The sequence below is a fragment of the Bradyrhizobium sp. genome (assembly GCF_028868675.1).
Taxonomy (GTDB): domain Bacteria; phylum Pseudomonadota; class Alphaproteobacteria; order Rhizobiales; family Xanthobacteraceae; genus Bradyrhizobium.
In genome coordinates this window covers 1-18,655 of record NZ_JAGWUA010000087.1, presented here as the reverse complement: position 1 = coordinate 18,655, position 18,655 = coordinate 1, and the positions used below count along the sequence as shown (strand labels likewise).

General features: G+C 66.5%; 16 protein-coding genes and 1 pseudogene. 9 read left to right on the top strand and 8 right to left on the bottom strand.

What is annotated here, in order from left to right; all coding sequences use genetic code 11:
* The 7 genes from KGM94_RS13355 to KGM94_RS13325 form a co-directional block, all read left to right on the top strand.
* On the top strand, positions 1-792 hold a 792-nt coding region (locus KGM94_RS13355), incomplete at its 5' end, for a serine hydrolase (protein ID WP_300259515.1).
* A 172-nt stretch (positions 793-964) separates the two neighbouring features.
* Positions 965-1,273: a DUF3551 domain-containing protein gene (locus KGM94_RS13350; RefSeq protein ID WP_366526244.1), complete on the top strand. Its 309-nt coding sequence runs from the start codon at positions 965-967 to the stop codon at positions 1,271-1,273.
* Positions 1,274-1,338: 65 nt separating this feature from the next.
* Positions 1,339-2,208, top strand: coding sequence for a Crp/Fnr family transcriptional regulator (locus KGM94_RS13345; protein ID WP_300259513.1), 870 nt, complete (start codon positions 1,339-1,341; stop codon positions 2,206-2,208).
* Positions 2,209-2,391: 183 nt separating this feature from the next.
* Positions 2,392-3,738: an extracellular solute-binding protein gene (locus tag KGM94_RS13340; protein ID WP_300259511.1), complete on the top strand. Its 1,347-nt coding sequence runs from the start codon at positions 2,392-2,394 to the stop codon at positions 3,736-3,738.
* Between the two features lie 85 nt (positions 3,739-3,823).
* Positions 3,824-4,852: an ABC transporter ATP-binding protein gene (locus tag KGM94_RS13335; protein WP_300259509.1), complete on the top strand. Its 1,029-nt coding sequence runs from the start codon at positions 3,824-3,826 to the stop codon at positions 4,850-4,852.
* Between the two features lie 15 nt (positions 4,853-4,867).
* Positions 4,868-5,800, top strand: coding sequence for a sugar ABC transporter permease (locus tag KGM94_RS13330; RefSeq protein ID WP_300259507.1), 933 nt, complete (start codon positions 4,868-4,870; stop codon positions 5,798-5,800).
* Positions 5,800-6,645 carry a carbohydrate ABC transporter permease gene (locus KGM94_RS13325; RefSeq protein ID WP_300259505.1) on the top strand — a complete coding sequence of 282 codons (846 nt, stop codon included), beginning with the start codon at positions 5,800-5,802 and terminating at the stop codon, positions 6,643-6,645. Before KGM94_RS13330 ends, KGM94_RS13325 begins: the two co-directional genes overlap by 1 nt.
* 75 nt (positions 6,646-6,720) lie before the next feature.
* Here KGM94_RS13325 and KGM94_RS13320 read toward each other — a convergent pair whose 3' ends face one another.
* From KGM94_RS13320 to KGM94_RS13295, 6 genes are all read right to left on the bottom strand, one after another.
* On the bottom strand, positions 6,721-7,170 hold the full coding sequence (locus KGM94_RS13320) for a cytochrome c (protein ID WP_300259503.1): 450 nt from the start codon (positions 7,168-7,170) through the stop codon (positions 6,721-6,723).
* Positions 7,171-7,290: 120 nt separating this feature from the next.
* The gene (locus KGM94_RS13315; protein ID WP_300259500.1) at positions 7,291-9,600 is read right to left on the bottom strand and encodes a xanthine dehydrogenase family protein molybdopterin-binding subunit; all 2,310 of its coding nucleotides are present in this window, start codon (positions 9,598-9,600) and stop codon (positions 7,291-7,293) included.
* Positions 9,601-9,685: 85 nt separating this feature from the next.
* Positions 9,686-11,215 (bottom strand): murein biosynthesis integral membrane protein MurJ, encoded by a 1,530-nt coding sequence (gene murJ / locus KGM94_RS13310; protein ID WP_300259498.1) that lies wholly within the window; start codon positions 11,213-11,215, stop codon positions 9,686-9,688.
* 138 nt (positions 11,216-11,353) lie between these two features.
* A complete protein-coding gene (locus tag KGM94_RS13305; RefSeq protein ID WP_300259520.1) occupies positions 11,354-12,505 on the bottom strand; it encodes a DegT/DnrJ/EryC1/StrS family aminotransferase in 1,152 nt (383 codons plus the stop codon).
* A 37-nt stretch (positions 12,506-12,542) separates the two neighbouring features.
* Positions 12,543-13,547, bottom strand: coding sequence for a Gfo/Idh/MocA family oxidoreductase (locus KGM94_RS13300; protein ID WP_300259496.1), 1,005 nt, complete (start codon positions 13,545-13,547; stop codon positions 12,543-12,545).
* A gap of 183 nt (positions 13,548-13,730) precedes the next feature.
* On the bottom strand, positions 13,731-15,143 hold the full coding sequence (locus KGM94_RS13295; protein ID WP_300259494.1) for a mannose-1-phosphate guanylyltransferase/mannose-6-phosphate isomerase: 1,413 nt from the start codon (positions 15,141-15,143) through the stop codon (positions 13,731-13,733).
* A 375-nt stretch (positions 15,144-15,518) separates the two neighbouring features.
* Between KGM94_RS13295 and KGM94_RS13290 the strand changes: the two genes are divergently transcribed.
* The gene (locus KGM94_RS13290) at positions 15,519-16,478 is read left to right on the top strand and encodes a lysylphosphatidylglycerol synthase transmembrane domain-containing protein (RefSeq protein WP_300259491.1); all 960 of its coding nucleotides are present in this window, start codon (positions 15,519-15,521) and stop codon (positions 16,476-16,478) included.
* A 29-nt stretch (positions 16,479-16,507) separates the two neighbouring features.
* Positions 16,508-17,512, top strand: a complete 1,005-nt coding sequence (locus KGM94_RS13285; protein ID WP_300259517.1) for a glycosyl transferase — start codon at positions 16,508-16,510, stop codon at positions 17,510-17,512.
* Here the strand turns inward: KGM94_RS13285 and KGM94_RS13280 are convergent.
* Both KGM94_RS13280 and KGM94_RS13275 read right to left on the bottom strand, forming a co-directional pair.
* Positions 17,498-18,457 (bottom strand): NAD-dependent epimerase/dehydratase family protein, encoded by a 960-nt coding sequence (locus tag KGM94_RS13280; protein ID WP_300259488.1) that lies wholly within the window; start codon positions 18,455-18,457, stop codon positions 17,498-17,500. The two genes, KGM94_RS13285 and KGM94_RS13280, sit on opposite strands and share 15 nt — an antisense overlap.
* Positions 18,454-18,655: pseudogene (locus KGM94_RS13275) on the bottom strand (glycosyltransferase WbuB); the annotation flags it as partial. The gene KGM94_RS13280 and the pseudogene KGM94_RS13275, both read right to left, overlap by 4 nt.

Here is an 18,655-nt window from a genome sequence, read left to right as displayed (position 1 = left end):
GCCATCAAATCGATCGACGACGAGGTCGCGACCTACGTGCCCTCGCTCGCGGGCACCGAGTACGGCAGGACGCCGATCCGCGCGCTGCTCCACATGTCCTCCGGCGTCGACTTCAAGGAGATCTATGACGGGCAGGATGACATCGCGCGCCTCGGGCGCGACCTGTTCGTCCGGCCCGGCAAGGCTGCCGCCGTCAGTCTCGCGCAGTTCAACACGCGCATCGCGCCGCCCGACACGCGATGGCACTACGCGAGCGCCGAGACCGAAGTGCTCGGGCTGGTGCTGCGCGCGGCGACCGGCAAGCCGGTCGCCGACTACCTCAGCGAGAAAATCTGGCGGCAGATCGGCACGGAAGCCGATGCGACCTGGGCGATCGACGGCACCGGGCAGGAGGTGACGTTCTGCTGCTTCAACGCCGTGCTGCGCGACTACGCTCGTCTGGGGCGCCTGCTCGCGCATGACGGCGTGTGGAACGGGCGCGAGGTCATTCCGCGGCAATGGTTGCTGGACGCGACGACGGTGCGCCCGTCCGACGGTCATCTCGCGCCGGGCACGGCGACGAACTTCTACGGCTACGGCTATCAGGTCTGGCTGCTGCCCGGCGCCGAACGGCGGTTCGTGCTGCTCGGCATCCGCGGCCAGATGATCTTCGTCGATCCCGCGACCAGGCTCGTGATGGTGCACACGGCCGTGCGTCCGCAACCCGTCGACAGGGACGCATCGGCCGAGACGATCGCCCTATGGCTCGCCGTGGTCCAGCAACTCGGTCGAAAGGCGCAACAGGCGCCGTGATCGGCTCCGCAGGGGTGCAGGCCCGGTTTCGCAACGGCACATCACGGCTCGAACACCCAAATTTGAAAATGAATTTGGGAATTTCTGCAATGCAGGCAGCCCAATTGCCGCCCCCCCGCCCGCCGCCTACATGCCCCTGCATGCTGACAAAACCTCATGCGGGACGTGAAACATGAAGTCCACGATGACTCCGAATTCGAACAAACCGAACGCCTTCGCCGCGACGCTGTTCGCATGTGCCGTTCTCGCGATGACCGCGCCGGCCGCCCGCGCGGACGACTATTGCATCACGAACGGCGCCCAGGCCGCCCACGGTTGCGGATATCCGAGCATGGAGACATGCCGCGCTGCATCCGCCGGAATCGGCGGCTCGTGCTCGCTCAACTCCGCCTCCAAGAACCCCAGCGACGCGCTGGCCTTTCAGCCGAAACAGCCGCATTCGCGAAGCAGCCACCGCTCCGGGAAAAACGTCAGCCGATAAGATCGGGTTACGACCTCCACCCAGGCCGCGTTTGGCTTTACGTCCGGAACGGGCTATCGTCGGACATGGAACGCCGCCACCCGCTGTCGTCGCGGGCGCCGCGTGTCAGCAGGCCAATCGAAGCTCGTCCGGAGAAGCTCGATGGGATAGCGCTGGGCAGTTCGAAGCACGAGCATACGGTCCGGGTCAAGAACCGGCTGCTGGCCGGTCTCGGCCCGGATTCATTCGAGCTGCTCGGGCCCTTCCTGCAGCCGGCCGCGCTGAAACGCGGCGCGATACTGCAGGACTACAACCATCCGATCGAACACATCCACTTCATCGAGCGCGGCGTCGGCTCGCTGCTGGTGCGCACGCAGCGTGATGGTCCGGTCGAGATCGCGATCGTCGGGCGGCTCGGATTTATCGGCGTCGCGGCAGTGCTCGGCATCCAGCGTTGCCCCAATCGATGCCTGATGTCGATCCCCGGATACGCATTGCGCATTGCGGTGCCCGACATGCAGCGCGCAATGCAGAAGGATCCGGCCATCCGTCAGCAGCTGTTCAGCTATATCCACGCCCTGCTGGTTCAAAACGCGCAGACGACCCTGTGCAGCGCCCGCCACAGCCTGGAGGAACGACTGAGCCGCTGGCTTCTGCTTGCCGCCGACCGGCTCGACGACGGGATCATTCCCGTCACCCACGACATGCTCTCGGTCATCCTGGGCGTACGCCGCGCCAGCATCACGACCACGCTTTCGGAGCTGGAGCAGGCCGGCGGACTGGTGAGACTGCGCGGCGCCATCGACATACGCGATCGCCGGGCGATCGAGCGGCGGGCGTGCGAATGCTACCAGATCATAGCGTCGGAGTACCGGCAGTTGAACCGCAACGGTTTCCACGAGCATCGCATTCCGGCGGCTTCGGGCCTCATGCGCACCTGTCTTTGCTGCGTCTGACACGCGGCCCATGAGGCGTCCGCCGTCTTTGTACGGCAGCGTACCGAATTCCCGGCTTTAGTCGAGATGCTGCTTCTCGCTCGAAGGCGATACGATGACGAGGCAATATCCAGGGCCGAGCTAGACCGATCCTCATCTGGATAGGCCCTCTCGAACTGGAGCCATTCAGAGGAGAAACTGAAGATGAGCACGGCCACGCCCTCGCGTTTCACCCGGCGCCGCTTCCTGAAGCAGACTGGTCTCACCGTCCTTGCCGCCGGCTCCGCGCCGGTGCTGTCTGCACCGTTCGTGTCCGCCGCCTTCGCCGATGCCAAATCGTTGTCCATCGTGCAGTGGAGCCACTTCGTTCCGGCGTACGACAAATGGTTCGACCAGTTCGCGAAGGACTGGGGCACCAAGAACAACGTCAGCGTCTCGGTCGACCACATTCCCGTTCAGGACGTCGCCGCGCGCGCCGCGGCAGAAGCTTCGGCCGGCTCGGGCCACGACCTGTTCGGCTGGAACGGCGCCGGCGGAGCGCACCTCTACCGCAAATTCCTCATCGACGTCACGAGCCTGGTCGAGGAGGTCCAGAAGAAGTACGGCAAGATCAGCGTGATCGGCAAGCAGATCGGCTTCAACCAGGACGACAACACCTGGTCCGCATTTCCCGACTACTACATCAACTTCCCGGTGATGTACCGGAAGAGCCTGTGGGACGGGATCGGGATACAACCGGACTCCTGGGACAACATCCGGATCGGCGGCGCCAAGCTGAAGGCAAAGGGCAATCCGGTCGGCATATCGCTCGGTCACAGCAACGATCCCAACACCACGTGGCGCGGGCTGCTGTGGAGTTTCGGCGGAGCGGTCCAGGACGAGACCGGCAAGCACGTCGTGCTCGACAGCAAGGAGAGCGTCGAGGCGGTCAAGTTCGTCGCGGCGCTCTACAAGGAGGCGATGACGTCTGACGTATTGTCGTGGAATGACTCCTCCAACAACCAGTACATCGACTCCGGCGTCAGTTCGCTGATCGTCAACCCGATCTCGGCCTATCGGACGGCCCAGCAGCTCAACAAGAAGGTCGCGGACGACATCTTCGTGATGAAGCCGCCGAAGGGACCGGTCAAGCAGTTCATGGGCGGCGCCGCCGAATTCTACGGCATCTGGAAGTTCGCCAAGAACCAGGACGCGGCAAAGGAATTCCTCAAATACTATGCCGACCACTGGGTCGACGCCTTCAAGGCGAGCTCCGGCTACAACATGCCGATCTTCGCCAACATCGTGCCCAAGCCGATGCCGCTTTTGTCCGATGACCCGACATCGACGCCCCGGGACAAGCTGGCGATCCTGCAGACGTCCGACGAATGGTCCGCCGTCCCCGGCTATCCGGGACCGGCGTGGCCCGCCACCGACGAAGTCTACAACAACTTCATCATCTGCGACATGATGGCAAAGGCGGCCACCGGGGCGCTGACCGCCGAGGAATCCGTCAAATGGGCCGCGCAGCAATGCGACGGCATCTTCAACAAGTGGCTGCACAGGGTGTGAGCCGAATGATGCCCGGGCCGCGCCGGCGCGCGGCCCGCGCCACCCACCACGATCATCCGTCACCCCGGATCGGCAGGACATTGCGATGGCAGCGGTTTTGGCCAGGGACATCTTCAAGACGTTCGGTGAGACGCCGGCCGTGGACGGCATCACGCTGACGGTTGCCGACGGCGAGTTCATGGTTCTGCTCGGTCCATCGGGCTGCGGCAAGACGACGTTCCTGCGCATCGTCTGCGGGCTGGAGCGGCAAACCAGCGGCGATCTCATCATCGGCGGCAGCGTCGTCAACGACACGCCGCCGCGCGCCCGCGGCGTGGCGATGATGTTCCAGAGCTACGGCCTCTATCCGCACTACACCGTTCGCAACAACATCGCCTTCCCGCTCAGGACACAGCGCATCCCCCGGAAGGAGATCGACGGCAAGGTCGAATGGGCCTCGCGCCTCCTGGGGATCGACCGTCTGCTCGACCGGCGCCCCCGCCAGCTCTCCGGCGGCGAACGCCAGCGCGTTGCGCTCGCCCGCGCCCTGGTGCGCGAGCCGACGGCGCTGCTGCTCGATGAGCCGCTGTCCAACCTCGACGCCAAGCTGCGCGCGTCCGCCCGGCTGGACATCAAGCAATTCCAGCAGCGGATCGGGGTCACCACGATCTACGTGACCCACGACCAGGTCGAGGCGATGGGCATGGGCGACCGCATCGCGGTGATCGACCATGGACGGATACGCCAGGTCGGAACGCCGACGGAAATCTACGACGAGCCCGCCGATCGCTTCGTCGCCACGTTCGTCGGCACGCCGCCCATGAACCTCCTCGCCCGCGGCGGCGGCTGCCTCGGCTTCCGCCCCGAGAACTTCCTGCCCCGGGACATGATCGACGGCGGCCACGGCGGCATCACCGAATTTTCCTTCCGGGTCGATCGCTCCGAATATCTCGGCTCCGAACGGATCGTCTATGGCGTGATCGACGGTTTCGACACGCAGGTGATCACCGCCCGGCTGCCGCCGGCGCATGTGGCCGAGGAGAGCATCCGCCCGGGCGAATGGCATCCGTTCGCCGTACGCAACAGCGCGCTGCGCTACTTCGACAACGACGGGAAGCGGACCAGCCGACACTGAGACGGGATTTCGCCGATGGTCGACATTGTTGAACCGATCGTGGCAAGGCGGTCGCCGCGCTACCGGTTTTGGCTGGATCGAAGCGGGGTTCTGGGCGCCGTCTTCGTGGCGCCTGCGATCCTCTATGTATTGCTGCTGGTCGGCGGTCCGTTTCTGCTCGCGGTGTATTATTCGATCAGCGCCTACACGATCTACGACCCCTCCTGGCAGTTCGTCGGTCTCGCCAACTTCAGGCAGATCGTTCAGAATCCGGCGTTCCTGGAGGCGCTCGAGAACACCTTTCTCTTCACCTTCGCCTCGCAGCTGCTGGGTCTGATCCTCGGAAAGTTCGGCGCGCTGCTGCTGTTGCGGCCCTTCCCCGGACGCAAGCTGGTCCGCGCCCTGATCATCCTGCCGTGGGCGGTCCCGATCGCGCTCGCCAGCGTCGCCTGGCAGTGGATGTTCGACTCGCTCTACAGCGTCATCAACTGGACCCTGATCGCACTCGGCATCATCGATCGCGCGCAGGCACCGAACTGGCTCGGCAACCCGCATCTGGCCATGCTGTGCGTGATCGTCGTCAATGCCTGGCGCTTCTTTCCGTTCGCCATCGTGATCTTTCTCGCCGGCATCACCTCCGTTCCGCAAGACGTCATCGATGCGGCAACGGTCGACGGCGCAGGCTTCTGGCGCCGCAACTACCAGATCATCATGCCGATGATCCTGCCGATCGTCGCCATCGGCCTGATCTTCGGCATCGTCTTCACCTTCACCGACCTTTCCGTGGTCTATCTCCTGACCAACGGCGGCCCGGTCGGCGCGACCTCCGTGCTCGGCTTCCAGGGATTCCAGGTCGGCATCGTGTCCGGCGACGTCTCGCATGGCGCGGCGATTTCGTTGTTCATGCTTCCGGTGCTGTTCATCGTCGTCGTGGCGATGCTGCGCTTCATCAGGCGGAGGGACATCTGATGCAGCGCGCAATCGGCATCGCGGTCCGCGAGGTGTCCTTCTACGCAGCGGTCGCATTGTTCGTGGTTCTGACCGCGTTTCCCTTCTACTGGATGCTCATCACCTCGCTGAAGACCAATCCCGATCTCTACAACGTCACCAACATTCCGTTCTGGTTCAACGAGGCGCCGACGCTCGAGCATTTCAAGTATCTGTTCGAGCAGACGCTGTTCGCACGCTGGCTGCTGAACTCGTTGGTGATAGGCATCTGCGTCGTCGCGATCACGCTCCTGGCGGCGCTGCCCGCGGGCTACAGCCTGGCGCGGTTGACGGGGCGCGGCGGCGAAGCGCTGGGGATCGGCATCTTCCTGACCTATCTCGTCCCGCCGACGCTCCTGTTCCTGCCGCTGTCGCGGATCGTCGCCTGGTTCGGATTGCAGAATTCGATGTGGTCGCTGGTTCTCGTCTATCCGACGTTCACGATTCCGTTCTGCACCTGGCTGCTGATGGGGTTCTTCAAGGCGATGCCGATCGAGATCGAGGAAGCGGCGATCGTCGACGGCTGCAGTCGCCTCGGCGCGTTCGTGAAGATGGTGATCCCCCTGTCGCTTCCGGCAATCCTGACGGCGGTGATCTTCACGTTCACGCTGACGCTGCAGGAATTCGTCTATGCGCTGACGTTCATCTCCTCGTCCGCGCAGAAGCCGGTCACGCTCGGCGTGGCCACCGACCTCATCCGCGGCGACATCTTCTTCTGGGGCGAGATCATGGCCGGCGCACTGATCGCCAGCATTCCGGTGGCGATCGCCTACAACTCGTTCCTCGATCGCTTCATCGAGGGCATCACCGGCGGCGCGGTCAAATAGCTTGCCGCCGGGCGCAGCCCACCCTGCGGGCGAAGCCGAGGCTTGCGCCAGCCGGCCCGTTCGCGGCCGAAGGCTCTACTTCAGCTTGAGACGATAGGTCTCGTGGCAGTCGTTGCAGCGATCGTTGATGGTGGTGTAGGCCGCCTTCAGGCTCGCGAGGTCGTGGATCTTGCCCTTGACGTCCGCGATCGCCTTCTGCACCGGCGGAATCTTGGAATCGAAATCGGCCTTGTTCTGCCAGACTTTCGGCGAGGAGCCATATCTGGCGTCCACCACGTCCTGCTTGGGATTGACCTCGAAGGTCTTGGCGATCTTGCCGACATCGGCCTCCAGTTCGGCCAGCGCGTGATCGACGGCCTTCTGGTCGTAGTGGATCTCGCCCTTGGTCATCTTCAGGATCACGCTGTACAGGCTTTTCGCCTGCGCGCGCATCAGATTGTCCTGCTGCACGGCAATCTCCTGCTGCGCCATCGCCGCGCTCGCGCCGAGCAGCAGGGTACCCACGACAACAATCGTCCGTCTCATTGCTTCATTCTCCGGCTGGCAGGCAGTTTGGCGAAACCATCCCCGGCTCCACGCGAGCGTGGTCCGTTCCCTGACTAGAACCCCGCGGCGGGGTTTTATTCCCGCCGCGGCGTCAGGACGTCACAGGCTGTGACGACGGTGATGCTCGTTGATCGCGATCCACACCCGCTCCGGCGTCGCCGGCATGTCGATGTGGTCGATCCTGTACTCCCGCCACAGGCCGTCGACGATGGCGTTGACGACGGCAGGACATGAGCCGATCGCGCCGGCCTCGCCCGCCCCCTTCACGCCCAGCGGGTTGGTCTTGCAGGGCACGTTGTGGGTCTCGAACACGAAGGACGGACCGTCGGCGGCGCGCGGCAGGGCGTAGTCCATGAAGGTCGCGGTGACGAGCTGGCCGTCGCCGGCGCCGTAGACCACCCGCTCCATCAGCGCCTGCCCGATGCCCTGCATGGCGCCACCATGCACCTGGCCGGCGAGCAGCAGCGGATTGAGCGTCTTGCCGAAATCGTCGACGATCACGTAGTTGACGATCCTGATGATGCCGGTGGCGGGATCGATCTCGACTTCGGCGAGATGCGTCCCGTTGGGATAGGTGCCGTCGGCGCTGGCGAAGGTCGCGCTCGCATTCATCTTCGAGGGATCGGCGCCGGGCCGTCTGGCGAGATCGGCGAAGCTGATCGCGCGGTCGGTGCCGGCGACCCGCACCACGCCGTCCGCGATCTCGAGATCGCCGACGCCCGCCTCCAGCGCCTGCGCCGCGATCTCCTTCAGCTTCTTGCCGAGCTCGCGCGTGGCACGCTCGACGCTGACGCCGCCGGACGGGATCGAGGACGAGCCGCCGGTGCCGAGCCCCGTCGCGATCTCGTCGGTGTCGCCCTGATGGATGTGCACGCGCTCCGGCGGCAGGCCGAACTGCTCGGCGACGAGCTGCGCGTAGGCGGTCTGGTGGCCCTGCCCGCTCGACTGCGTGCCGATCAGGATGGTGACGTCGCCGTTGGGATCGAGCCGCACGTTGGCGGTCTCTTCGCCCATCGTGCCGCACACCTCGACGTAGCTCGAAAGCCCGATGCCGCGGATCAGGCCCTGCTTCTTCGCGGCCTTCGCCCGCTTGGGGAATTCCTTCCAGTTGGCGATCTCCATCGCGCGCTTCAGATGCGCGGCGAAGTCGCCGGAGTCGTAGACCTTGCCGGTGGCGGTCTTGTAGGGCAGCGCCCGCGGCGGAATGAAGTTCTTGCGGCGGATGGCGTCCGGCGTCATGCCGAGCTTGCGCGCGCAGGCATCGACGAGACGCTCGACCACATAGGCCGCCTCGGGGCGGCCCGCACCGCGATAGGCGTCCACCGGAACGCTGTGGGTGAACACGGTGCGCACCCGGCAGTGGAAGGCCTGGATGTCGTAGAGGCCCGGCAGCATGCCGGCACCGCCGTGGGGGATGTACGGCCCGAAGGTCGAGAGATAGGCGCCCATGTCGCCCATCAGGTCGCAATCCATGGCGAGAAACTTGCCGTCCTCGGCGAGCGCCATCTTCGCCGTCGTCACGTTGTCGCGGCCCTGCGCGTCGCCCATGAAATGCTCGGAACGATCGGCCGCCCATTTGACGGTCTTGCGCAGCTTTCGCGCGGCCACCGCCATCAGGGCGTATTCGCGATAGGGAAAAAGCTTCGTACCGAAACCGCCGCCGACGTCGGGGCAGATCACCCGCATCTTGTCGGTCGGAATTTTGAGGACGTTCTGGCACAGGATGTCGCGCAGCCGGTGGCTGCCCTGGCTGCCGACCGTCAGCGTCAGGTGGTCGCGCTTGGCATCGTACTCGCAGACCGCGGCGCGGGTCTCCATGAAGTTCGCGACCACGCGCGGGTTGACGATTGCGATCTCGGCGACCGCATGCGCCTTGGCGAAGGCCGCATCCACGGCCTTCTTGTCGCCGATCGAGACGTCGAACAGGACGTTGCCGGGCTTGTCGGGCCAGACCTGCGGCGCACCCTTCTTCACCGCGTTGACGACGCCGGTCACCGCCGGCAGCGGCGACCACTTGACGTCGATCGCCTCGATCGCGTCGCGCGCCTGGTCGATGGTCTCGGCCACCACGAAGGCGACGGCATCGCCGACATGGCGGACCTCGTCGTGAGCGAGAATCGGATAGGGCGGGCCGGTGAACGGGTCGGTCTCGAGGTTGAACAGGCACGGCAGGTCGCCGAGGTCGCTGACGTCGTCGGCGGTCAGGATCAGGGCGATGCCCGGCAGGGTGCGGGCGCGGCCGGCGTCGATGGTGAATTTGGCATGCGCGTGCGGCGAGCGCAGCATCAAGCAGCGCAACGCGGCCTGCGGCGCGTAGTCGTCGGTATAGCGGCCCTTGCCGCGGATCAGCGCATCGTCCTCCTTGCGCAGCACGCTTTGGCCGACGCCGAACTTGATGGGAGCTGCCATCTCGTCTCCATTTCCCCAAGAGTGTCTTGCCGTCATATTGCAGCGGAACGGGAAACAGCGCAAACGGCTTGACGCGTAAAAAAAGCTAGTTGCGCACCAGCGACAACAGCCAGCCGCGGCCGAACAGCGCCAGGATGCAGACGAGGTAGACGAACGTCCCGGCCACGGCCAGCAGCGCCAGCGTCATTTCGTCCCGGAGCACCTGCATCGCCGCGAACCATGCGGCGCCGAAGCGCGCGGTCAACCACAGGGCGCCTGCGAGGACGACGCCCGAAAGCAGGAATTTGGCGAGCGACTGCACCTGCGCCCGGTCGAGATGCAGATAGCCGCGCCGCACCGCGAAACCGAGCACCAGCAGGAGATTGGTCCAGGCGCCGACGGCGGTCGCGAGCGCCAGCCCGATCTGGGCGAGCGTGCCCATCAGCGCAAATTTCAGCGCGACGTTGACGGCAACGCCGGTCAGCGCCGCCCGCACCGGCGTCGCGGTGTCCTTGCGGGCGTAGAAGGTTGCAACCGCGCTGCGGATCATCACGAAGGGGACGAGCCCGATCGCGTAGGCCGCGAGCGTCGCGCCTGCGGCCGCAGCGTCCGCCTTGGAAAACGCGCCGCGGGCGAACATCGCGCGCATGATCACGTCGGGCACGGTGAGGAACGCCGCGACGAACGGCACCGAGAACAGCAGCGTGAAATCGAAGGCGCGGCGCTGCGCCTTCATCGCGCCGTCGTGGTCGTGGGCGGTCAACCGCCGCGACATCTCCGGCAACAGCACGGTGCCGATGGCGATGCCGATGACGCCGATCGGCAACTGGTTGAGCCGGTCGGCATAATAGAGCGCCGACAGCGCGCCTGCGGGCAGGAAGGTCGCGATGATTGTATCGGCGAACAGGGCAACCTGGGTCCCCATCGAGCCCAGCGTCGCGGGCCCCAACGCCCTGAAGAAGCCGCGGACGTCCTCGTCGAGCCGGAGCGGCGCAAAGCGCGGCAGGCCGCCGTGGCGGGCGAGATCGCCGGCCAGCAGGACATACTGCAGGAAGCCCGAGATCAGCACGCCCCAGGCCGCGGCGTGGCCGGCGCCCGGAAACCAGGCGGCGAGCGCCAGCGTCATCATCATCGCGAGATTGAGGAAGATCGGCGCGGCGGCTGCGCTGGCGAAGCGGTGCATCACGTTGAGCATGCCGCCATAGAGCGTCACCAGCGTGATCAGGAGCAGATAGGGAAAGGTGATCCGCGTCAGTTCGATCGCGAGATGGCGCTGCGCGGCGTCCTCGGTGAAGCCCGGTGCCAGGATGCTCATGGCCTGCGGCATGAACAGCCAGGCAAGAGCCAGCAGCACGAGTTGCGAGGCGAACAGCAGCGTGAAGATGCGGTCGGCGAACAATCTTGCCGCCGCCTCACCGCGCGCGCCGTGGACATGCGCATAGGCCGGCACCCAGGCGGCGTTGAAGGCGCCTTCGGCGAAGATCGCGCGGAAATGGTTCGGCAGCCGCAGCGCGACGAAGAAGGCGTCCGCCACGGGCCCCGCGCCCAGGATCGCCGCGAGCATGATGTCGCGGGCGAACCCGGTCAGCCGCGACAGCAGCGTGTAGCCGCCCACCGTGAAAATGCGTCCGAGCATGCGTTCGTTCTAGAGCCTTATCGGACAGAGGTCGATTGTATCTTGCGATGCGCATTGCTGTGCCCTCTCCCCTTACGGGAGAGGGCAGCACCGCGAGTAGACGCAACCTCGCAAGGGGAGAGGGGAAGAGCGGCGAAATCAGGCTGCCAGCGCGCCGCGCACGGCGGCGATGATTCGTTCCTGGGCGGCCTCGTCGAGATAGGCGTGCATCGGCAGGCTGATGACGTCCTGCGACAGGCTTTCGCAGACCGGCAGGCCGCCGTCGGCGACCGGGTACTGCCTGTAGGCGGTCTGCTGGTGCATCGACTTGCCGTAATAGATCGCGGTCGGCACGCCCTGGGCCTTCAGCGCCGCGGCGAAGCCGTCGCGGTCCGTGCCTTTGGGCAGGCGGATGGTGTACTGCGCCCACACCGAGGTGCAGCCGGGCGCGAGCCGCGGTACGGTGACGACGTTGGACAGGCCGCGCGCATAGCGTTCCGCAACCCTGTTGCGGGCGGCGATCTCGTCGTCGAAAATCTTCAGCTTCTCGATCAGGATCGCGGCCTGCATGGTGTCGAGCCGGCCGGTGAGCCCCAGCCTGACGTTGTCGTACTTGTCCACGCCCTGCCCGTGCACGCGGATGCTGCGCAGCGTGGCGGCGAGTTCGTCGTCATCGGTGAAGATCGCGCCGCCGTCGCCGAAGCAGCCGAGCGGCTTTGCCGGAAAGAAGCTGGTCGTGGTCGCGAGCGCCAGCGTGCCGAGCCTGCGGCCCTTGTAGCTCGCGCCAAAGGCCTGCGCGGCATCATCGAGCACGAACAGGCCCTCGGCCTTGGCGATCTCCGCGATGGCGTCGTGGTCGGCAGGCTGTCCGAACAGGTCGACGGGAATGACCGCCGCGGGCCTCAGCCCGGCCTTGCGGGCCGTCGCAATGCCGCGCTTCAGCGATTCCGGGCTCATGTTGAAGGTCGCCTCGTCGACGTCGACATAGACCGGCGTCGCGCCTAGCCGTGCCGCCGGCGAAGCGGTCGCGATGAAGGTGAACGACGGGCACAGCACGGCATCGCCCGGGCCGACGTTCTTCGCCATCAGCACCATCAGGATCGCATCGGTGCCGCTGGCGCAGCCGATCACGTGCCTGGCCCCGCAATGAGCCGCAAGCTGCGCCTCGAGCGCGGCGACCTCCGGGCCGTTGACGAACTGGCAATGGTCGAGCACGCGCGCAACGGCAGCATCGAGCGCGGCGCCGAGCCGTCGGCGCTGCGCACCGAGGTCGATGAAGGGAACGGGGTCGGGACGCAGATGCTGGTTCATGGCGCCTTGCGGATGTTGAGCGATCGACATGGACGGGTCAGCCGGCGACGCGGCGCGGCGTCTTGCGGGCCGACGACGAGGCCGCAGGCTTGGCCGGCGCCTCGAGGCAACGCGTGGCGATCTCGAGGCTGGCGACGCCCTCATCGCCGGTCACCGCCGGGATCTCGCCGTGACGAACCGCGTTGAGGAACGAGATCAGCTCGGCTCGCAGCGGCTCGTCGTGGCCGACCGGCAGGTGCCGCATCGAGTAGCTGCCGTCCGGCTTGAAGCCGAAGCATTCGGTGACCTGGCGGGTCAGGAGATCGCCCATCACGTATTTGCCGCGCGTCGCCACCGTGACGCTGCGCGCCTTGAACGGGGTGAGCCAGTTGGTGTTGATGTGGGCGAGCACGCCCGAGGCGGTGCGGAACTGCAACAGCGCGATGTCCTCGCGCTCGGCAACCGCGCTCGACAATTGCGGCTGCACCTCGACGATGTCGGATTCGGTGAACCAGCGGATCAGGTCGATGTCGTGCACCGCGAGGTCGATCACCACGCCGACATTCGACATCCGCGGCGGAAACGGCCCGACGCGGGTGATCGCGATCGAGAGGATGTCCTCGCCCTTGATCGCCTGCTTGATCGCGGCGACCGCCGGGTTGAAGCGCTCGACGTGGCCGACCATCAGGGTCACGCCGGCGGCGTGCGCGGCGGCGACGATCTCGCGCCCCTCCTCCACCGACGACGCGATCGGCTTCTCGACCAGCACATGGACCTTGCTGGCGATGCAGGCGAGCGCGATCTCGTGATGCAGATGGGTCGGCGCCGCCACCGTGACGGCATCGACGCCCGCGGCGAGCAACTGGTCGAGCGTCTCGAAGCTCTCGCAACCGGCGAGCTCGGTCGCGCGGGTCCGGTGCGCATGCGAGGGGTCGACCACGCCGACCAGGGTGATGCCGGGAAGACCCGCGAGCACGCGTGCGTGGTTGCTGCCCATCACGCCCGCGCCAATGACGCCGACGCGCAGGCCGGCCTTTGCCGGCGCAGACCGCTTGGAACTCATGTCCTGGAACCCCGATTCAACCCAAATCCCCGGCGCCTCTCCTAGCACGTCGCCACATCCGTGGCGAATGAAGGGAAGCGGAGCCGGACACGATTTGATTCAAAAAGTTACACATTCACCGGGCCTTAGCGGCGAGAACGGATATCGCCGCGCCGGGCCGGATCACGCGATTCGGGGCTGCTGTTACGACCTTTGATAGTCGTCTTCAATCCGGATGATATCGTCCTCCCCGAGATAGCTTCCAGTCTGCACCTCGATGAGTTCCAGCATGATCTTGCCGGGATTCTCCATCCGGTGCACCGCGCCCATGGGGATGTAGATCGATTCGTTCTCGTGCACGGTCTTGACCGTCTCGTTGACCGTGACACGGGCAGCGCCCCGGACCACGATCCAGTGCTCGGCGCGATGGTGGTGCTTCTGCAGCGACAGGCGACCGCCGGGCTTGACCACGATGCGCTTGACCTGGTGGCGCTCGCCACTGTCGACCGACTGATAGCTGCCCCAGGGTCGGTGCACCTTGAGATGCTCCTCGGTAACCTCGGGGGCAACCGTCTTCAGCCGCGCCACGAGGCGCTTCAGCCCGTTGGCATCCCTCTGGCGCGACACCAGGACCGCATCGGGCGTCGCGACCACGACGAGATCGTCGACGCCTTCGAGCGCGACCAGCGCCTTGTCGGTCGTGACGTTGCAGTTGCGGCTGTCCTCAAACACGGCGGTGCCGTGCGCGGCGTTGCCTTGCGCGTCCTTCTGCGACAACTCCCACACCGCGTGCCACGAACCGACGTCGGACCAGCCGCACGACACCGGCACGACCGCCGCGCATGCCGTCTTCTCCATCACCGCATAGTCGATCGAGATCGCCTTGGCAGAGCCGAACGCCTTCGGCTCCAGCGTCACGAAGCCGAGATCGCGGCCGGCATTGGCGACCGCGTCGGAAATGGCCTGCACGCTCGCGGCGTCGACCTTGCGATATTCGTCGAGCAGGACGGACGCCGGGAACATGAAGTTGCCGCTGTTCCAGAGATGGCCCGACTTGACGTAGTCGGCCGCCGTCGCCGCGTCCGGCTTCTCGACGAATCTCGCCACCGCGCGCACCTCGCCCGAGATCGCCTCGGCCGGGCTGATGTAGCCGTATTCGGTCGCAGGCCGCTCCGGCTTGACGCCGAAGGTGACGATGCGGCCCGCGCGCGCGGCGACCAGTCCCTGGCGGCAGGCTTCGATGAAGGCCGCGTTGTCGCCCACGACATGGTCGGCGGCGAGCGCAAGCAGGATCGCCTCGGCGTCCTTGCCCTGCGCGAACACCGCACCGGCGGCGATCGCGGGACCGGAATCCCGTCGCATCGGCTCGAGGATGATGTCCGCCTCGATGCCGATCTCCGCGAGCTGCTCCAGCACCATGAAGCGGTAGGCCGTGTTGGTGATGACGATGGGACGGTCGAACAGCGCGGCATCCGACACCCTGAGCAGCGTGTCCTGGAAGGTCGAGCGGGCGCCGAACAGCGGCAGGAACTGCTTGGGCCGCACCTCGCGCGAGGCCGGCCACAGCCGCGTGCCGGCGCCGCCGCACATGATCAAGGGTATAATGCGTTTGTTCATCGTCATCTCAAACCCTGAAGTGGTCCCGATAGAAGGCAACGACTCGGCGGACGCAGTCCATGTCCGGACTCCACGGGCATTCGGCCGATCCACCTGGATACTACGCGGCCGATACCATCGATATAAGCGAGCCCGGGGCGCATCTTGCCATGGTTAAGGAGTCAGCCCCGGCCGCCCGGGTCGGGAGCCGTGCGACCCGAAAACCGACATCGCGCCGCCGGCCGGCGCCTGTTTACATGCCGCCTCGAGGGGCCCGCAATAGCCAACGGCAGCCCGACGACGGCTATTGCAAGATCAGCCTCAAGACCATACCAAAGCGGCCGAATTCGGCGTCCGGGGCCGATCTGCCAAAACCCTTGTTCAAGCGCGGGCGAGATGCGCCGAATCCTGCTGTCGACAGCCAAAATCGTGATTTCCGCGGCGCTGCTCTATCTGGCGCTTCGCAAGGTCGATCTGTCCGAGCTGTTGTCGCGCTTCACGCTGACGAGCCTGTTCTGGATCGGCGCGGCCATCGCGGTGACGTTCCTGCAGATCTTCATCGGCGTGCTGCGCTGGCGCGAGATCAGCGCCGAATGCGGCGCGCCGCTCGAACTCGGCCGGGCCATGCGGTACAACGTGATCGGGACGTTCTTCAACCAGACCCTGCCCTCGGCGATCGGCGGCGATGCCGTCCGGCTCTGGCTGGTGGCGCGCGCCGGCGCCGGGTGGCGCAAGGCGACCTATTCGATCTTCGTCGATCGCGCGATCGGGTTGATCGCGCTCGCGGTCGTGATCGTGGCAAGCCTGCCCTGGAGCTTTCGCCTCATCACCGATGCCCATGGCCGGTCGGCGCTGCTGCTGCTCGACCTGGCCGCGCTCGCGGGCGGTATCGGCTTTCTGGTCGTCGGCGCCCTGAACTGGCCGTGGCTGAAGAGCTGGTGGGCGACCCACCACGTCCACGCCTGCGCCGTGATCGCGAACCGCGTCATCTTCGGCCGGACGCACGGGCCGAAGGTCGCGGTGTTGTCGCTGCTCGTCCACGTGCTTGCGGTCGTGATCGCATGGTGCGTCATCCAGTCGATCGCCGCGCCCGTCGATTTCGGCCAGATCTTCCTGCTCATCCCGCCCGTGATGCTGATCACGATGATGCCGATCTCGATCGCCGGATGGGGCCTACGCGAAGCCACGATGGGACTGGCCTTCGGCTTTGCCGGCCTCGCGACCAACGAGGGCGTCAACATCTCGCTGCTGTTCGGCGCCGTGATGTTCATCGTCGGCGCCTTCGGCGGACTGGTCTGGATCTTCAGCGCTGAGAAGGCGGCACAGGGATCGGCGCCGATCGGGGTGCCGGAGTGAGCGCTGCCGCCGATCTACCCGGCGGCGGCATGGCGGCGTCCCTGCTGGCCGTCGCCCTTGCCGCGCTGCTTTCGGCATTCATCACCTGGATCAGCCGTCCCCTGCTCCAGCGCTACGCGCTGGCGAGGCCGAACGCGCGCTCCTCGCACCGCATTCCGACGCCGCAGGGGGCCGGGATCGCGGTAATCGCGGCCACACTCCTAGTCGCGTGGGCGCTTGCGGTCGGCACGGGCGCTGCCATTCCCGCCGCGCTGGCGGCGGCGACGATCGCGATCGCGCTGGTCGGCTTCGCCGACGACGTCATGACGCTCTCGGCCCTGCTGCGGCTCGCGCTGCAGGCGGGTGCCGTCGGAATCGTCGTGCTCACGGCACCCGACGATCTCAGGATCATGCCGGCGCTCCCGCTTCCGCTCGAACGGGGCCTCATCGTGCTCGCGGGCGTCTGGTTCGTGAACCTCGTCAACTTCATGGACGGGCTCGACCTGATGACGGTGTCCGAGGTGGTGCCGGTGACCGCCGCGCTGCTGCTGCTCGGATGGCTCGGCGAGCTGCCCTGGCCGGCCGCCCTGCTCGCCGCAGCCCTGTGCGGCGCCATGATCGGCTTCGCGCCGTTCAATCGCCCCGTCGCCAGGGTGTTTCTGGGCGACGTCGGCAGCCTGCCGATCGGCCTCCTGCTCGGCTGGTGCCTGCTCACGCTTGCCTGGCACCAGCACGTGGCCGCCGCGCTGCTGCTGCCGGCCTACTATCTCGCCGATACCACCATCACGCTGTTTCGCCGCATCGCGCGCCGCGAGCCGTTCTGGGCGGCGCATCGCACGCATTTCTATCAGCGCGCCACCGACAACGGCTTCACGGTGCCGCGCGTGATCGCCGAAGTGTTCGCACTCAACCTCCTGCTCGCGCTGCTCGCGATCACGACGGTCCGCTTCGACTCGACGAGTGCTACGGCACTCGCGCTCATTGCGGGCGCGGGCGCGGTCGGCGTCCTGCTGCGAAGGTTCTCGGCACGGCGCTCCGCGTCAGCGCGCGCCTGACGGATCCCGGTCCGACACCGCGAGCCGCAAGCCCTCGTCGAGCGACACCGCCGGCCGCCAGCCGGTCGACCTCGCCTTGGACACATCGAGCTCGAGCGATCCGATCAGGCTGTCGCGGGTCTCCTGCAGCCCGACCGCGCCGAGCAGCCAGCCCATGAACCGGGGCGGCATCGAAAACAGCCGCGCGGGCTTTCCGGCCGCTTTCGCCAGCCGTTCGATGAACTCGGGCATCGAGACCTGCTCGTCGTCGGCGACGAGAAATATCTCGAAATTGTCCGCCCGATCGGGATGAGCGAGCCGCCACAGGATGAACGACGCCAGATTCTGCACGGCGAGGAAGGCGCGCTGGTTGCGGACTGAGGCGAAAGGGAGCGGCAGGCCGAGGTTCACCGCGCGCGCCAGCAAGGCAAAATTGCCCTTCGCCCCGACGCCATAGACCAGCGGCGGCCGGATCACCGAAATCTTCATGCGGGTGTCGCGCGCCAGCGTCTTCAGGCCCGCTTCGGCCGCCGCCTTGGACATGCCGTAGAGGCCGCGCGGCGTCAGGGTGTCGGCCTCGCTGAACGGTGCCCGGCCGTCATTGGTCCGGCCGTGGACGTGGACGGTGCTGACGAAGACGAACTGGCCCACCCCGGCTGCCGCCGCACAGCGCGCCAGATGCAGGCTGCCCGTGATGTTGACGTCGCGATAGAGCTGGATCGCGCGCTCCTCGTGCTTGTGATGGAAGCCGGCCGCGAGATGGACGACCGCATCGACGCCCGTGAGCGCGGCCTGCCAGTCGGTATCCGGACCGATCGATCCGACGACCACCTCGTGATCCCGGCCTTCCCCGCTGCGGACCGCGCGACGCACGGACCATCCCTCCCGCTCCAGCGCAGGCACGACATGGCGGCCGACAAAGCCGCTCGCTCCGGTGACGAGGACGACCGGCCTGCTTCCGCTCATCGGTTCTCCGCCCGTTCCGGACCGCGCAACAATTCGTCGATCAGGGCCGCATAGGCGTTCAACGCGCTCGTCCGATCGAACCTTACCGCGGTCTTCACCGCCCGCTCCGCCATGCCCGCATCGTCGGCGCGGGCCGCCGAGCGGATCGTGGCCGCCAGTTCGTCCGCCCGGCCCGGCGGCACCACCCAGCCGAGCCCG

Bases quoted from the DNA above. Each gene is read 5' to 3' on its own strand.
- KGM94_RS13350 (WP_366526244.1), top strand. From the start codon at position 965: ATGAAGTCCACGATGACTCCGAATTCGAACAAACCGAACGCCTTCGCC.
- KGM94_RS13300 (WP_300259496.1), bottom strand. From the start codon at position 13,547: ATGAGTTCCAAGCGGTCTGCGCCGGCAAAGGCCGGCCTGCGCGTCGGC.
- murJ (WP_300259498.1), bottom strand. From the start codon at position 11,215: ATGCTCGGACGCATTTTCACGGTGGGCGGCTACACGCTGCTGTCGCGG.
- KGM94_RS13290 (WP_300259491.1), top strand. From the start codon at position 15,519: ATGCGCCGAATCCTGCTGTCGACAGCCAAAATCGTGATTTCCGCGGCG.
- KGM94_RS13285 (WP_300259517.1), top strand. From the start codon at position 16,508: ATGGCGGCGTCCCTGCTGGCCGTCGCCCTTGCCGCGCTGCTTTCGGCA.
- KGM94_RS13295 (WP_300259494.1), bottom strand. From the start codon at position 15,143: ATGAACAAACGCATTATACCCTTGATCATGTGCGGCGGCGCCGGCACG.
- KGM94_RS13280 (WP_300259488.1), bottom strand. From the start codon at position 18,457: ATGAGCGGAAGCAGGCCGGTCGTCCTCGTCACCGGAGCGAGCGGCTTT.
- KGM94_RS13330 (WP_300259507.1), top strand. From the start codon at position 4,868: ATGGTCGACATTGTTGAACCGATCGTGGCAAGGCGGTCGCCGCGCTAC.
- KGM94_RS13340 (WP_300259511.1), top strand. From the start codon at position 2,392: ATGAGCACGGCCACGCCCTCGCGTTTCACCCGGCGCCGCTTCCTGAAG.
- KGM94_RS13345 (WP_300259513.1), top strand. From the start codon at position 1,339: ATGGAACGCCGCCACCCGCTGTCGTCGCGGGCGCCGCGTGTCAGCAGG.
- KGM94_RS13315 (WP_300259500.1), bottom strand. From the start codon at position 9,600: ATGGCAGCTCCCATCAAGTTCGGCGTCGGCCAAAGCGTGCTGCGCAAG.
- KGM94_RS13325 (WP_300259505.1), top strand. From the start codon at position 5,800: ATGCAGCGCGCAATCGGCATCGCGGTCCGCGAGGTGTCCTTCTACGCA.
- KGM94_RS13320 (WP_300259503.1), bottom strand. From the start codon at position 7,170: ATGAGACGGACGATTGTTGTCGTGGGTACCCTGCTGCTCGGCGCGAGC.
- KGM94_RS13335 (WP_300259509.1), top strand. From the start codon at position 3,824: ATGGCAGCGGTTTTGGCCAGGGACATCTTCAAGACGTTCGGTGAGACG.
- KGM94_RS13305 (WP_300259520.1), bottom strand. From the start codon at position 12,505: ATGAACCAGCATCTGCGTCCCGACCCCGTTCCCTTCATCGACCTCGGT.